13 protein-coding genes and 2 tRNA genes are annotated in these 14,239 nt (G+C 65.2%); 13 read left to right on the top strand and 2 right to left on the bottom strand.

Annotation, left to right across the window (positions count from 1 at the left end):
- The 6 genes from hflX (at position 1) to PSPA7_RS27045 (ending at position 6,310) form a co-directional block, all read left to right on the top strand.
- The gene (gene hflX / locus PSPA7_RS27070) at positions 1–1,302 is read left to right on the top strand and encodes a ribosome rescue GTPase HflX (protein WP_012077634.1); all 1,302 of its coding nucleotides are present in this window, start codon (positions 1–3) and stop codon (positions 1,300–1,302) included.
- A 94-nt stretch (positions 1,303–1,396) separates the two neighbouring features.
- On the top strand, positions 1,397–2,596 hold the full coding sequence (gene hflK, locus PSPA7_RS27065; RefSeq protein WP_012077633.1) for an FtsH protease activity modulator HflK: 1,200 nt from the start codon (positions 1,397–1,399) through the stop codon (positions 2,594–2,596).
- On the top strand, positions 2,596–3,465 hold the full coding sequence (hflC, locus tag PSPA7_RS27060) for a protease modulator HflC (protein ID WP_012077632.1): 870 nt from the start codon (positions 2,596–2,598) through the stop codon (positions 3,463–3,465). Before hflK ends, hflC begins: the two co-directional genes overlap by 1 nt.
- A gap of 95 nt (positions 3,466–3,560) precedes the next feature.
- On the top strand, positions 3,561–3,746 hold the full coding sequence (locus tag PSPA7_RS27055) for a DUF2065 domain-containing protein (protein WP_003156457.1): 186 nt from the start codon (positions 3,561–3,563) through the stop codon (positions 3,744–3,746).
- A 34-nt stretch (positions 3,747–3,780) separates the two neighbouring features.
- A complete protein-coding gene (locus PSPA7_RS27050) occupies positions 3,781–4,965 on the top strand; it encodes an ATP phosphoribosyltransferase regulatory subunit (protein WP_012077631.1) in 1,185 nt (394 codons plus the stop codon).
- 52 nt (positions 4,966–5,017) lie between these two features.
- Positions 5,018–6,310: an adenylosuccinate synthase gene (locus PSPA7_RS27045; protein ID WP_012077630.1), complete on the top strand. Its 1,293-nt coding sequence runs from the start codon at positions 5,018–5,020 to the stop codon at positions 6,308–6,310.
- Between the two features lie 153 nt (positions 6,311–6,463).
- Here PSPA7_RS27045 and PSPA7_RS27040 read toward each other — a convergent pair.
- Positions 6,464–6,550: transfer RNA gene (locus PSPA7_RS27040), tRNA-Leu, on the bottom strand.
- A gap of 129 nt (positions 6,551–6,679) precedes the next feature.
- Positions 6,680–6,766: transfer RNA gene (locus tag PSPA7_RS27035), tRNA-Leu, on the bottom strand.
- 204 nt (positions 6,767–6,970) lie between these two features.
- On the opposite strand from PSPA7_RS27035, the gene rnr reads away from it, so the two are divergent.
- The 7 genes from rnr to dnaB all read left to right on the top strand — a co-directional run bounded on the left by rnr (position 6,971) and on the right by dnaB (position 14,225).
- Positions 6,971–9,691 (top strand): ribonuclease R, encoded by a 2,721-nt coding sequence (rnr, locus tag PSPA7_RS27030; RefSeq protein ID WP_012077629.1) that lies wholly within the window; start codon positions 6,971–6,973, stop codon positions 9,689–9,691.
- On the top strand, positions 9,688–10,434 hold the full coding sequence (rlmB, locus tag PSPA7_RS27025) for a 23S rRNA (guanosine(2251)-2'-O)-methyltransferase RlmB (RefSeq protein WP_003156454.1): 747 nt from the start codon (positions 9,688–9,690) through the stop codon (positions 10,432–10,434). Before rnr ends, rlmB begins: the two co-directional genes overlap by 4 nt.
- Positions 10,435–10,648: 214 nt before the next feature.
- Positions 10,649–11,068 (top strand): 30S ribosomal protein S6, encoded by a 420-nt coding sequence (gene rpsF, locus PSPA7_RS27020; RefSeq protein WP_003095636.1) that lies wholly within the window; start codon positions 10,649–10,651, stop codon positions 11,066–11,068.
- 29 nt (positions 11,069–11,097) lie between these two features.
- The gene (rpsR, locus tag PSPA7_RS27015) at positions 11,098–11,328 is read left to right on the top strand and encodes a 30S ribosomal protein S18 (protein ID WP_003095634.1); all 231 of its coding nucleotides are present in this window, start codon (positions 11,098–11,100) and stop codon (positions 11,326–11,328) included.
- 36 nt (positions 11,329–11,364) lie between these two features.
- On the top strand, positions 11,365–12,234 hold the full coding sequence (locus PSPA7_RS27010; protein ID WP_003156453.1) for a hypothetical protein: 870 nt from the start codon (positions 11,365–11,367) through the stop codon (positions 12,232–12,234).
- Positions 12,235–12,255: 21 nt separating this feature from the next.
- Positions 12,256–12,702, top strand: a complete 447-nt coding sequence (gene rplI, locus PSPA7_RS27005) for a 50S ribosomal protein L9 (protein ID WP_003095627.1) — start codon at positions 12,256–12,258, stop codon at positions 12,700–12,702.
- Positions 12,703–12,830: 128 nt separating this feature from the next.
- Positions 12,831–14,225, top strand: coding sequence for a replicative DNA helicase (dnaB, locus tag PSPA7_RS27000; RefSeq protein WP_003100012.1), 1,395 nt, complete (start codon positions 12,831–12,833; stop codon positions 14,223–14,225).
- Positions 14,226–14,239 lie beyond the last annotated feature (14 nt).

Raw genomic sequence — 14,239 nt, 5'->3', positions numbered from 1 at the left:
TTGTTCTTTGAGCGCCCAGGTGGTGGGGAACAGGCTGTTCTGGTGCATCTGGAAGGGCAGAACCCCGAGGCGCGCGAAGATCCGCAGGAGTTCCAGGAACTGGTGCGTTCGGCCGGCGCGGAAACGGTGGCATTCGTCAGCGTGTCCCGCCATCAGCCGAGCGCCAAGTATCTCATCGGCAGTGGCAAGGTCGAGGAACTGCACGACCTGGTCAAGGCCGAGAACGTCGAGCTGGTGATTTTCAACCACACCCTGACGCCCAGCCAGGAGCGCAATCTCGAGCGTGCGTTCGAATGTCGCGTGCTCGACCGGACCGGGCTGATCCTCGATATCTTCGCCCAGCGCGCGCGGACCCACGAAGGCAAGTTGCAGGTGGAACTGGCGCAGCTGGAGCACATGAGCACGCGGCTGGTCCGCGGCTGGACCCACCTCGAACGGCAGAAGGGCGGTATCGGCCTGCGCGGACCGGGTGAAACCCAGCTGGAGACCGACCGGCGCCTGTTGCGCGTGCGCATCCGCCAGATCAAGCAGCGCCTGGAGAAGGTCCGCAGCCAGCGCGAGCAGGCCCGCCGTGGGCGCAAGCGTGCGGACATCCCGGCGGTATCGCTGGTCGGCTATACCAACGCCGGCAAGTCGACCCTGTTCAATGCGCTCACCTCGTCCGAGGTGTACGCCGCCAACCAGTTGTTCGCCACCCTCGACCCGACCCTGCGTCGCCTGCAGCTGGACGACCTCGGGCCGGTGGTGCTGGCCGACACGGTGGGTTTCATCCGCCACCTGCCGCACAAGCTGGTGGAGGCCTTCCGCGCTACGCTGGAGGAATCGAGCAATGCCGACCTCCTCCTGCACGTGATCGATGCCCACGAGCCCGAGCGGGACGCGCAGATCGAGCAGGTGCTGGCGGTGCTCGGCGAGATCGGCGCCAACGAACTGCCGATGCTCGAGGTCTATAACAAGGTCGACCTGCTACCCTCGGTCGAACCGCACATCCAGCGCGACGATGCCGGCAAGCCGGTGCGCGTCTGGCTGTCGGCGCAGACCGGCGAAGGCCTCGACCTGCTGCGTCAGGCCATCGCCGAGCTGCTCGGCGAGGACCTGTTCGTCGGTACCTTGCGCCTGCCCCAGCGGCTCGGGCGCCTGCGCGCCCAGCTGTTCGAGCTGGGCGCGGTGCAGTCCGAGGCGCACGATGAGGAAGGTTGTACCCTGCTGCAGGTGCGCCTGCCGCGGGCCGAGTTGAATCGCCTGGCGAGCCGCGCAGGTTGGCAGCCGGCGGAGTTCGTTGCGCAACACACTTTGCAATAAAGCCCGTATCGCTGCTTTTGGCAGCGGGCAGGGCATTCGGTAGCATGGGTGGCCGCGCCGCAGGCGCGTTTCGCGTTACTAGATGGAGAGCGCTATGGCTTGGAACGAGCCGGGTGACAACTCGAACAACAACGATCGAGACCCGTGGGGAGGCCGCCGCGGTGGTGGCGGCGGTGGTGACCGCAAGGGGCCGCCCGACCTGGATGAGGCTTTCCGCAAGCTTCAGGACAGCCTGAACGGGCTGTTCGGTGGAAAAAAACGCAGTGGCAACGGCTCCGGCTCCGGTTCCGGCGGCAAGGGCGGTGGCCTGGGCCTGTTCGGCATCGGCCTGGCGATCCTCGCCGTGCTCTGGCTGTACAACGCCATCTATGTGGTGGACGAGCAGGAGCAGGCGGTCATCCTGCGCTTCGGCAAGTACTACGAGACGGTCGGTCCCGGCCTGAACTTCTACTTCCCGCCGATCGACAAGCGCTTCCAGGAGAACGTCACCCGCGAGCGTGCGTACAGCAAGCAGGGGCAGATGCTCACCGAGGACGAGAACATCGTCGAGGTGCCGCTGACCGTGCAGTACAAGATCAGCAACCTGCAGGACTTCGTGCTCAACGTCGACCAGCCCGAGGTCAGCCTGCAGCAGGCGACCGAGAGCGCGCTGCGGCATGTCGCCGGCTCCACCACCATGGACCGGATCCTCACCGAAGGCCGCGAGCAGATGGCGACCGAGGTGCGCGAGCGCCTGCAGCGCTTCCTGGATACCTACAAGACCGGTATCACCGTGACCCAGGTGAACATCCAGAGCGCCCAGGCTCCGCGCGAGGTGCAGGAAGCGTTCGACGACGTGATCCGCGCCCGCGAGGACGAGCAGCGCGAGAAGAACCAGGCCGAGGCCTATGCCAACGGCGTGGTGCCGGAAGCGCGCGGCCAGGCGCAGCGCATCATCGAGGAGGCCAACGGCTACCGCGACGAAGTGATCTCCCGCGCCCAGGGTGAGGCGGACCGCTTCTCCAAGCTGCTGGTCGAGTACCGCAAGGCGCCGGAAGTGACGCGCGAGCGCCTGTACCTGGATACCATGCAGGAAGTCTTCAGCCAGACCAGCAAGGTGCTGGTGACCGGCCAGCAGGGGCAGAACAACCTGCTCTACCTGCCGCTGGACAAGATGATCGATGGTCGTAACGCCGCTCCCGCAGCGGGTGCCGGCGCCTCCACCGGTGGTGGCAGCGCCAGCGCTTCGGACCTGGGTTCGCGGATCGTCAACGACCTGCGCCAGCAAGACGCGCGTACGAGGGAGAGCCGCTGATGGGCAACAAGTCTTTGATCGCTCTGATCGTCGGTGTCGTCGCCGCCATCGTGCTGTGGAACAGCGTCTACGTGGTCCAGCAGACCGAGCGCGCGGTCATGCTGCGCTTCGGCCGGGTGGTCGAGTCCGACGTCAAGCCGGGCCTGCATTTCAAGATCCCGTACGTCAACCAGGTGCGCAAGTTCGATGCCCGCCTGCTGACCCTGGACGCCCCGACCCAGCGCTTCCTGACCCTGGAGAAGAAGGCGGTGATGGTTGATGCCTATGCCAAGTGGCGGGTGGCGGACGCCGAGCGCTTCTACACCGCGACCTCGGGTCTCAAGCAGATCGCCGACGAGCGTCTGTCGCGGCGCCTGGAGGCGGGCCTGCGCGACCAGTTCGGCAAGCGTACCCTGCACGAAGTGGTGTCCGGCGAGCGCGATGCGCTGATGGGCGACATCACCGCGTCGCTGAATCGCATGGCGCAGAAGGAGCTGGGTATCGAGGTGATCGACGTGCGGGTCAAGGCCATCGACCTGCCGAAGGAAGTCAACCGCAGCGTCTTCGAGCGGATGAGCACCGAGCGTGAGCGCGAGGCCCGCGAGCACCGTGCCAAGGGTCGCGAACTGGCCGAAGGCATTCGCGCCGACGCCGACCGCCAGCGCCGGGTGATCGTCGCCGAGGCCTATCGCGAGTCGGAAGAGACCCGCGGTGACGGGGACTCCAAGGCTGCCGCGATCTACGCCAAGGCCTACAACCAGGATCCGGAGTTCTACGCGTTCTACCGGAGCCTGAAGGCCTATCGCGAGAGCTTCGCCGAGAAGCGCGACGTGCTGGTGCTCGATCCGAGCAGCGAGTTCTTCCGCTACCTGAACAAGGCCAACAAGTAATCCGCGGTTCTCCGGCGGGCGGCAGCGCCCGTCGGAGAAATCGTGTTATGATGAGCCAGCCGGGAAATCCCGGCTTTTTTGCGTCCGCGAGAATCATGTGGCAGGAATTCGGCATCGCGTTTTGTCTGGTACTGGTGCTGGAAGGCATCCTGCCGTTCCTGTGTCCGCGGCAGTGGCGCGAGGCGGTCTCCGGCATCGGCCGGTTGAGCGACCGTCATCTGCGTCTCGTGGGGCTGGGCAGCATGCTGCTCGGCACCCTGCTTCTTTACTGGATTCACTGATGATGTGCCGCCCGGCTGAAAGGGGAGAGGCGAAATGGCAACGGTAGACCGCTGGCTGCTGCCAGATGGGATCGAAGAGGTGCTGCCCCCGGAGGCGGCGCGCATCGAAGCAGCCCGCCGTCAGGTGCTGGATCTGTTCCACCGCTGGGGTTACGAGTTCGTCGTGACCCCGCATATCGAATACCTGGAGTCACTGCTCACGGGCGCGGGACAGGACCTCGACCTGCGCACCTTCAAAGTGACCGACCCGGCGTCCGGCCGGCTCATGGGGTTCCGCGCCGACATCACGCCGCAGGTGGCGCGGATGGACGCGCACAGCCTGCGTCGCGAGGGGCCGAGCCGGCTGTGCTATGCCGGCAGCGTGCTGCATGCGCAACCGCGCGCGCTGTCCACCTCGCGCAGCCCGATCCAGTTGGGCGCCGAACTGTACGGCGACGCCAGTCCGGCCAGCGATGTCGAGGTGATCAGCCTGATGCTGGACATGCTCGAGATGGCGGAAGTGCCGGATGTACACATGGATCTCGGCCACGTCGGCATCTACCGTGGCCTGGCCCGCGCGGCCGGGCTTTCCGGCGAGGTCGAGCAGCAGCTGTTCGACGCCTTGCAGCGCAAGGCGGTGGACGAGGTCGAGGCCTTGACCGCGAGCCTGCCGGGCGAGCTGCGCGACATGCTGCGCGCGCTGGCCGAACTGTGTGGTGGGCGCGACGCGCTCGAGCAGGGGCGTGTGCGCCTGGCTGCGGCGCCAACCGAGGTGCAGGTGGCACTGAACGAGCTGATCGAGATCGCCGACTCGCTGGCCGCACGCTTCCCGGGCTTGCCGCTGTATTTCGACCTCGGCGAACTGCGCGGCTATCACTATCACACCGGGGTAGTGTTCGCGGCCTTCGTGCCCGGCGTTGGCCAGTCCATCGCCCAGGGCGGTCGCTATGACGATATCGGTGCCGACTTCGGGCGTGCCCGACCGGCAACCGGTTTTTCCACCGATTTGAAAAACCTGGTCACTCTCGGCCAGGCCCGGCTGGACCAGGCAGTGTCGGGTATCTGGGCGCCGGCCGAAGGGGCCGGCCTCTGGCAGGCGGTGCAGCGACTGCGCCGCGACGGGCAGCGTGTCGTCCAGGCACTGCCCGGGCAGGATGCGGCTTCTGCGCGCGAGGCGGGCTGCGACCGGCAGCTGGCGCTGCGCGATGGCAATTGGCAGGTGGCGCCGCTGGCGTCCTGAGATTTCCGCCGGCCGCGGCCGGCATCGAACTTCCACGATGGGGACAAGTGTTATGGGTAAGAATGTCGTAGTCCTGGGCACCCAGTGGGGTGATGAGGGCAAGGGCAAGATCGTCGACCTGCTCACCGAGCAGGCGGCTGCCGTAGTTCGCTACCAGGGTGGTCACAACGCTGGCCACACCCTGGTGATCGATGGCGAGAAAACCGTCCTGCACCTGATTCCATCGGGCATCCTGCGCGAAGGCGTGCAGTGCCTGATCGGCAATGGCGTGGTGCTGGCGCCCGATGCGCTGCTGCGCGAAATCACCAAGCTGGAAGAGAAGGGCGTGCCGGTGCGCGAACGCCTGCGCATCAGTCCGTCCTGCCCGTTGATCCTGTCCTACCACGTCGCTCTCGATCAGGCGCGCGAGAAGGCCCGCGGCGAAGCCAAGATCGGCACCACCGGTCGCGGCATCGGCCCGGCCTACGAGGACAAGGTGGCGCGCCGTGGCCTGCGCGTCGGCGACCTGTTCCATCGCGAGCGCTTCGCCGCCAAGCTGGGCGAGCTGCTGGACTACCACAACTTCGTCCTTCAGCACTATTACAAGGAGCCGGCCATCGACTTCCAGAAGACTCTGGACGAGGCGATGGAATATGCCGAGCTGCTCAAGCCGATGATGGCCGATGTCGCCGCGACCCTGCACGACCTGCGCAAGCACGGCAAGGACATCATGTTCGAAGGCGCCCAGGGATCGCTGCTGGACATCGACCACGGCACCTATCCCTATGTGACCAGCTCCAACACCACCGCCGGCGGCACCGCCACCGGTTCCGGCTTCGGCCCGCTGTACCTGGACTACGTGCTGGGAATCACCAAGGCCTACACCACCCGTGTCGGTTCCGGTCCGTTCCCGACCGAGCTGTTCGACGACGTCGGCGCCTATCTGGCCAAGCGCGGCCACGAGTTCGGCGCCACCACCGGTCGCGCTCGCCGCTGCGGCTGGTTCGACGCCGTGATCCTGCGTCGCGCCATCGAGATCAACAGCATTTCCGGCCTGTGCCTGACCAAGCTCGACGTGCTCGATGGCCTGGACGTGGTGCGGCTGTGCGTCGGCTACAGGAATGCCGATGGCGACGTGCTGGAAGCGCCGACCGATGCCGACAGCTACATCGGCCTGCAGCCGGTCTACGAGGAAATGCCCGGCTGGAGCGAGTCGACCGTGGGAGCGAAGACCCTGGAAGAGTTGCCGGCCAACGCCCGCGCCTACATCAAGCGCGTGGAAGAGCTGGTGGGTGCGCCGATCGATATCATCTCCACCGGTCCGGACCGCAACGAAACCATCATCCTGCGCCATCCGTTCGCCTGAGGCGGATAGCGGGACGATGACGGAACGGGCTGCGCATGCAGCCCGTTTTCATTTCCGGGGCGGCGCAGCGGCGAGTGGAGGAGAGGTGTGCTTCGAAGGGGGAAAGCGCGGACAACAAAAAGCCGAGCGATGCTCGGCTGTTTGTCTTGAAGATGGTGCCCAGGAGAAGACTCGAACTTCCACGGTGTTGCCACCGCTAGGACCTGAACCTAGTGCGTCTACCAATTCCGCCACCTGGGCATGCTTTTCAGCATTGTGCGATGATCGCTCATCGACTTGGATGTTGCAAACCTTGCTGCAGTTTCAATGCCTGGTAGTGGCTGAACTGCTGAAACAAAGGCAGTCTAATGTCTGGCTTTGTCTGAAATATGGTGCCCAGGAGAAGACTCGAACTTCCACGGTGTTGCCACCGCTAGGACCTGAACCTAGTGCGTCTACCAATTCCGCCACCTGGGCACTGGAGTCGATGATCGCTCATCGTTTCCGTGTTACAACGTCTCAGCAACGTTGTGGGCGCGAACTATACGAGTACGCATTGTGCTTGTAAACCCCTGATGCGATAAAAATTATTCTGCTGCCGAAGCTGACCGACGAAGCGTTTTCGCGCTTCAATAGAGCAATGGCAGCGAACGCTAAAGAAGAAAAGGTGACCTACCTCTAATGGCCGATTGGCAAAACCTCGATCCCGAGGCCGCTCGCGAAGCGGAAAAGTACGAAAACCCCATTCCCAGCCGGGAACTGATCCTGGCTCATCTGGCCGAGCGAGGCGCCCCGGCGACCCGTTCCCAGCTACTCGACGAGTTCGGGCTCGCCGGCGAGGAGCCGGAAGAAGCCCTGCGTCGACGCCTGCGTGCCATGGAACGCGACGGGCAGCTTATCTATACACGTCGCGGTGCCTATGCGCCGGTGGACAAGCTGGACCTGATCCGCGGCCGCATCAGCGGGCACCGTGACGGCTTCGGCTTCCTCATTCCCGACGATGGCAGCGACGACCTGTTCCTCAGCCCGACCCAGATGCGTCTGGTGTTCGACGGCGACCGTGCCCTGGCCCGGGTGTCCGGCCACGATCGCCGCGGCCGCCGCGAAGGCCAGTTGGTCGAGGTGATCGAGCGTGCCCACGAGATCGTGGTCGGCCGCTACTTCGAGGAAAGCGGCATCGGCGTGGTGGTCGCGGACAATCCGAAGATCCAGCAGGAAGTCCTGATCCCGCCGGGCAAGACTGGCAAGGCCAGGCACAACCAGTTCGTCCAGGTGCGCATCGAGCAGTGGCCGAGCATCCATCGCCAGGCTCAGGGCGAGATTGTCGAGGTGCTCGGCGACTACATGGCGCCGGGCATGGAAATCGAGGTCGCCCTGCGCAGCTACGACATTCCGCACGTGTGGCCGGCCGCGGTGGAGAAGGAAGCGGCCAGGCTCAAGCCGGAAGTGGCGGAGAAGGACAAGCAGAAGCGCATCGACCTGCGTCAGGTGCCGTTCGTCACCATCGATGGCGAGGACGCCCGCGACTTCGACGACGCCGTGTACGCCGAGTCCAGGCGTGGCGGCGGCTGGCGCCTGTTCGTGGCGATCGCCGACGTCTCGCATTATGTGAAGGTCGGCTCGGCGCTGGACGAGGAGGCGGCCAGGCGCGGCAACTCGGTGTACTTCCCCGAGCGGGTGATCCCGATGCTGCCGGAAGTGCTGTCCAACGGCCTCTGCTCGCTGAATCCGCTGGTCGACCGCCTGGCCATGGTCTGCGAGATGACCCTGTCCAAGGCCGGCAAGCTCACCGGCTACCAGTTCTACGAAGCGGTGATCCACTCCCATGCGCGCCTGACCTACACCAAGGTCAGCCAGTTGCTCGAGCGTCCCGACAGCGTCGAGGCCGAGAACCTGCGCCAGCAGTTGCCCGGGGTGGTGCCGCATCTGCAGCAACTCTACGCGCTGTACAAGGCCCTGCTGGCCGGTCGTCACGTGCGCGGCGCGATCGATTTCGAGACCCAGGAGACCCGCATCGTCTTCGGCGCCGACCGGAAGATCTCGGAAATCCGCCCGACCCAGCGCAACGACGCGCACCGTCTGATCGAGGAATGCATGCTCTGCGCCAACGTGGCGACCGCGCGCTTCCTGCAGAAGCACGGCATTCCGTCGCTGTACCGGGTGCACGACGGCCCGCCCCAGGAGAAACTCAACAACCTGCGCCAGTTCCTCGGTGAGCTGGGGCTCAGCCTGGGTCGCGGCAAGGCCGCGCCGACCCCGGGCGACTACCAGGAATTGCTGGAGAAGATCCGCGACCGCGCCGACTTCCGCCTGATCCAGACGGTCATGCTGCGTTCGCTCAGCCAGGCGATGTACAGCCCGGACAACAATGGCCACTTCGGCCTCAACTATGACGCCTACACCCACTTCACCTCGCCGATCCGGCGCTACCCCGACCTGCTGGTGCACCGCGCGATCCGCAGCGTGATCCGCTCCAAGGTGGAGACTCCGCACGTGCAGCGGGCCGGTGCGGCAAGCATGCCCAAGGCGCGCATCTATCCGTACGACGAATTGCGCCTGGACCAGTTGGGCGAGCAGTGCTCGATGACCGAGCGGCGTGCCGACGAGGCGACCCGCGACGTGACCAACTGGCTGAAATGCGAATACATGCGCGAGCGGGTCGGCGAGACCTTCCCTGGCGTAATCACCGCCGTCACCGGTTTCGGCCTGTTCGTCGAGCTGACCGATATCTTCGTCGAAGGTCTGGTGCATGTGACCGCGTTGCCCGGCGACTACTATCATTTCGACGCCGTGCACCATCGCCTCAGCGGTGAACGCACCGGGCGCAGCTTCCGTCTCGGCGACACCACGGAAGTGGTAGTGGCGCGGGTCGACCTGGACGAACGGAAGATCGATTTCGAGCTGGCCGGGAACGTGCTGAGCGCGCCGATCGGACGCAAGAAGCGCAATGGCGACAAGTCGGCGAATGCCGGCAAGGCGCCGAAGGGGCGCAAGGGTGCCTCCGTGCCCGAGGTCGACCTGGAGCCTGCGCTGGCCAGTCCTGACGCCGCGGTGGTGCCGCGACGCAAGGCCGGCAAGGTGCAGGCGCTGCCGCCGGTGGCGCCGGAACTGCTGGCCCAGGCCGCGGAGATGCTCGGCAACACCGACGTACGCAAGAGTCGCGAAGTGAAGAAGGCTCTGCTCGCCGAGGCGCGTGTCGGCGACAGCGGCGGCAAGGACAAGGGTGGGAAGAAGGGCAAGGCCGCCCCGGCCGGCAAGAACGCCAAGGGCAAGGCCAGGGGCGGCAAGCCTGCTGCCGCCAAGCCGGGGAAACCGACCAAGCATCGCAAGGGGCCTTCCAAGCCGAAGGCCGATAGCGCTCCGGCAGCGACCGGGGCACGCAAACGTAAGGCCAAGTCATGAGTCAGTGGGAAAAGGTCTACGGCGTGCACGCCGTGGAAGCGTTGTTGCGTCACCACCCGAAGCGGGTCAAGCAGCTGTGGCTGGCCGAGGGCCGCCACGATCCGCGGGTCCAGGTGCTCACCGAGTTGGCCGCCGGGTTCCGTATCCCGGTAGGGCAGCGCGACCGGCGTGAACTCGACGAGTGGGCGGAAGGCGTCCACCAGGGGGTGGTCGCGGAGGTCAGTCCGAGCCAGGTCTGGGGCGAGAACATGCTCGAGGAACTGCTCGAGCGGGCCGAAGGCGCGCCGCTGTTGCTGGCCCTGGACGGCGTCACCGACCCGCACAACCTCGGCGCCTGCCTGCGCACCGCCGATGCGGCGGGAGTGCTGGCGGTGATCGTGCCGAAGGATAAGTCGGCGACCCTCAACGCCACCGTGCGCAAGGTCGCTTGCGGCGCCGCCGAGGTGATCCCGCTGGTGGCGGTGACCAACCTTGCGCGCACCCTGGAAAAGCTCCAGCAGCGCGGCCTGTGGGTGGTCGGCACCGCCGGCGAGGCGGACAAGACCCTCTACCAGCTCGACCTCAAGGGACCGACCGTGCTGGTGATGGGCGCGGAAGGCAAGGGCATGCGCCGCCTGACCCGCGAGCATTGCGACTTCCTCGCCAGGTTGCCGATGGCCGGCAGCGTCAGCAGCCTGAATGTCTCGGTCGCCACCGGCGTCTGCCTGTTCGAGATCCTTCGCCAGCGCACCCCGCTGGATTGAGCGAGGACGGGGCCGTCGCGCGACGGTCCCGCTGCATTCCCGGTGCTGTACAAATATTCGCCAATCTTCCTTGCTTCGCCGGTTGCCCTTCTCTAGAATGTCGCCCCTTGCCGCGTGGGCAGGCGTTCGTTCGCCTCTCCGCCAGGCAAGCCAAGAAAACATTCACTCCTTGCCTGACCGTTCCGCGGCAGGCTGCAACCCGTAAGGAGCATTTATGCGTCATTACGAAATCGTGTTCCTGGTTCACCCGGACCAGAGCGAACAAGTCGGTGGCATGGTCGAGCGTTACACCAAGGCCATCGAAGAAGACGGCGGCAAGATCCACCGCCTGGAAGACTGGGGCCGCCGTCAGCTGGCCTACGCCATCAACAACGTGCACAAGGCCCACTACGTTCTGATGAACGTCGAGTGCAGCGCCAAGGCCCTGGCTGAGCTGGAAGACAACTTCCGTTACAACGACGCCGTGATCCGTAACCTGGTCATGCGTCGCGACGAAGCTGTCACCGAGCAGTCCGAGATGCTCAAGGCTGAAGAAAGCCGCAACGAGCGTCGCGAGCGTCGTGAGCGTCCGAACGATAACGCTGAAGGCGCCGATGGCGACGACAACAGCGATAGCGATAACGCTGACGAGTAATTCCGGACCAGTATTGAGGAGCCAATCACATGGCACGTTTCTTCCGTCGTCGTAAGTTCTGCCGCTTCACCGCCGAAGGCGTGAAAGAGATCGATTACAAGGATCTCAACACCCTGAAGGCCTACGTTTCCGAAACCGGCAAGATCGTTCCGAGCCGTATCACCGGCACCAAGGCCAAGTACCAGCGTCAGCTGGCGACCGCTATCAAGCGCGCCCGCTACCTGGCCCTGCTTCCTTACACCGACAGCCACGGCCGTTGAGATCGGGCAGTCGGACGCTGGTAAGGGATAGATCGCATGCGCGCACTGGCTGAGTTCACCATGCGCGGCCGCATGCAGGCCACGCTCGCCGTGGCAGGCTCCGCGGTTGTTCCACTGTTGTTCTGGCTGAGTGCCGCCGCCGGTAGCCTGGTGCTGCTGCGGCGCGGATTCGGCGACGCCTTCGGCGTCCTGGCCTGGGCGGTGCTACCGGCGATGTTCTGGTGGTACCTGGGCGATCCGAGCATCCTTCTGGTCCTGCTCGGAACCCTGACGCTGGCGCAGATCCTGCGCGCCAGCATGTCCTGGAGCCATGTGCTGCTGGGCAGTGTTGCAGTTGGCGTGGTATTCGCGCTGGTGCTGGGGCATACCTCCAGCGAGCTGATCGGCGTCCTGGCGACGGAAGTCTCCAAGGTCCTGACCCAGCTTCGCGGGGAGTCCCAGCTGTCGGGCGAAGAGCTGGAAAAGTTGCAGGTGGCGCTGGTGCCGACCCTGACCGGGGTCATGGCGTCCTCGCTGCAGGTGACCTGCCTGCTCTGCCTGATGCTGGCGCGGTACTGGCAGGCCTCGCTGTACAACCCGGGTGGCTTCGGCCGCGAATTCCGGAGTCTGCGGCTGGCGCCGGCGGTTGCCGTGATCCTGCTGCTGGGGGCCGTCGTGGTCCCGGCGCTGGAAGTGCAGGCCGCGGCGCTCGGTCCGTTGTGCAGCGTGCCGCTGATCATCGCCGGCGTGGCGCTCGGGCATGGCCTGATCGCCCTGAAGCGCCTGGCGGGTGGCTGGCTGGTGGGCCTGTACCTGGCTGTATTGCTGCTGGGGAACCTGATCTGTCTTTTGGCGGTTGTCGACAGTCTGTTTGATTTTCGTGGACGCCTGGCCCGGCGCCAGGGCTCCACGAACGGTGAAGGTTAAAAGTTAAGAGGTAAGACTCAAATGGAAGTCATCCTGCTGGAAAAAGTCGCCAACCTGGGCAACCTGGGCGACAAGGTGAACATCAAGGGCGGCTACGCCCGTAACTTCCTGCTGCCGCAGGGCAAGGCCACCGTCGCCACCGCCGAGAACGTCGCTGCGTTCGAAGCCCGCCGCGCCGAGCTGGAAAAGGCTGCCGCCGAGAAGAAGGCCGCTGCCGAAGCCCGTGCTGCCCAGCTCTCCGAGCTGGTGGTAACCCTCGGCGCCCACGCTGGCGACGAAGGCAAGCTGTTCGGTTCGATCGGCACCCGCGACATCGCCGAAGCCGTTTCCGCTGCCGGTTACCCGCTGGAAAAAGCCGAAGTTCGCCTGCCCAACGGCGCGCTGCGCAACACCGGTGAGTTCGACGTCGCCGTGCACCTGCACACCGACGTGGAAACCACTCTGAAGCTGATCATCGTCGCTGAGTAAGCGATCCGATCGGTAGGGCTGGGCGGGCATATGCGTGTCCGCGGCAGTCCGCTAACATCGGGCACGGTACCGGCAACGGCACCGTGCCCGTTGTTTTTTCCGCTGTTCCTTTTTCTTGCGTCGAGTCTATGAACGAGATCACCAGCCCCGAGCAATACGACCTGGAAACCACAGCCCTGAAGGTGCCGCCGCACTCGATCGAGGCCGAGCAGGCCGTGCTGGGTGGCCTGATGCTGGACAACAACGCCTGGGAACGTGTGTCGGACTCGGTGTCCGACGGCGATTTCTACCGCCATGACCATCGCCTGATCTTCCGCGCCATCTACAAGCTGGCCGAGGCCAACCAGCCGATCGACGTGGTGACCCTCTCCGAGCAGTTGGAGAAGGAAGGACAACTGGCCCAGGTCGGCGGCCTGGCCTATCTCGGCGAACTGGCGAAGAACATTCCGTCGGTCGCCAACATCAAGGCCTACGCGCAGATCATCCGCGAGCGCGCCACCCTGCGCCAACTGATCGGCATCAGCAACGAGATCGCCGACAGCGCCTTCCACCCGGAAGGTCGCGGCGCCAACGAGATCCTCGACGAGGCCGAGCGGAAGATCTTCGAGATCGCCGAAGCGCGACCGAAGACCGGCGGGCCGGTAGGGATCAGCGATATCCTGGTCAAGACCATCGACCGCATCGACTACCTGTTCAACACCACCGAGGCGCTGACCGGGGTGTCCACCGGTTTCACCGACCTCGACGAGAAGACCAGCGGCCTGCAGCCGGCCGACCTGATCATCGTCGCCGGGCGTCCGTCGATGGGCAAGACCACCTTCGCCATGAACCTGGTCGAGAACGCGGTGATGCGCACCGACAAGGCCGTGCTGGTGTACTCCCTGGAGATGCCCTCCGACTCGATCGTGATGCGTATGCTCTCGTCGCTCGGGCGTATCGATCAGACCAAGGTGCGTTCCGGCAAGCTCGACGACGAGGATTGGCCGCGCCTGACCTCGGCGATCAACCTGCTCAACGACAAGAAGCTGTTCATCGACGACACCGCCGGCATCAGCCCCTCGGAAATGCGCGCGCGGACCCGTCGCCTGGTGCGCGAGCACGGCGACCTGGCGCTGATCATGATCGACTACCTGCAACTGATGCAGATCCCCGGCTCCAGCGGCGACAACCGGACCAACGAGATTTCCGAGATTTCCCGCTCGCTGAAGGCCCTGGCGAAGGAATTCAATTGCCCGGTGATCGCCCTGTCGCAGCTCAACCGCTCCCTGGAGCAGCGGCCCAACAAACGCCCGGTGAACTCCGACCTGCGCGAATCCGGTGCGATCGAGCAGGACGCCGACGTGATCATGTTCGTCTACCGCGACGAGGTGTATCACCCGGAGACCGAGTTCAAGGGCGTCGCCGAAATCATCATCGGCAAGCAGCGTAACGGCCCGATCGGCACCGTGCGGCTGGCCTTCATCGGCAAGTACACGCGCTTCGAGAACCTCGCCGCCGGCATGTACAACTTCGAAGACGAATGACCCGGCTTGGGTCT

The sequence above is a fragment of the Pseudomonas paraeruginosa PA7 genome, from assembly GCF_000017205.1.
Taxonomy (GTDB): Bacteria; Pseudomonadota; Gammaproteobacteria; order Pseudomonadales; family Pseudomonadaceae; genus Pseudomonas; species Pseudomonas paraeruginosa.
This window is presented reverse-complemented; position numbering and strand designations above follow the sequence as displayed.

Excerpts from the sequence above, each read along its gene's own strand:
- hflK (WP_012077633.1), top strand. The coding sequence starts at position 1,397 with ATGGCTTGGAACGAGCCGGGTGACAACTCGAACAACAACGATCGAGAC.
- hflC (WP_012077632.1), top strand. The coding sequence starts at position 2,596 with ATGGGCAACAAGTCTTTGATCGCTCTGATCGTCGGTGTCGTCGCCGCC.
- PSPA7_RS27055 (WP_003156457.1), top strand. The coding sequence starts at position 3,561 with ATGTGGCAGGAATTCGGCATCGCGTTTTGTCTGGTACTGGTGCTGGAA.
- PSPA7_RS27050 (WP_012077631.1), top strand. The coding sequence starts at position 3,781 with ATGGCAACGGTAGACCGCTGGCTGCTGCCAGATGGGATCGAAGAGGTG.
- PSPA7_RS27045 (WP_012077630.1), top strand. The coding sequence starts at position 5,018 with ATGGGTAAGAATGTCGTAGTCCTGGGCACCCAGTGGGGTGATGAGGGC.
- rnr (WP_012077629.1), top strand. The coding sequence starts at position 6,971 with ATGGCCGATTGGCAAAACCTCGATCCCGAGGCCGCTCGCGAAGCGGAA.
- rlmB (WP_003156454.1), top strand. The coding sequence starts at position 9,688 with ATGAGTCAGTGGGAAAAGGTCTACGGCGTGCACGCCGTGGAAGCGTTG.
- rpsF (WP_003095636.1), top strand. The coding sequence starts at position 10,649 with ATGCGTCATTACGAAATCGTGTTCCTGGTTCACCCGGACCAGAGCGAA.
- rpsR (WP_003095634.1), top strand. The coding sequence starts at position 11,098 with ATGGCACGTTTCTTCCGTCGTCGTAAGTTCTGCCGCTTCACCGCCGAA.
- PSPA7_RS27010 (WP_003156453.1), top strand. The coding sequence starts at position 11,365 with ATGCGCGCACTGGCTGAGTTCACCATGCGCGGCCGCATGCAGGCCACG.
- rplI (WP_003095627.1), top strand. The coding sequence starts at position 12,256 with ATGGAAGTCATCCTGCTGGAAAAAGTCGCCAACCTGGGCAACCTGGGC.
- dnaB (WP_003100012.1), top strand. The coding sequence starts at position 12,831 with ATGAACGAGATCACCAGCCCCGAGCAATACGACCTGGAAACCACAGCC.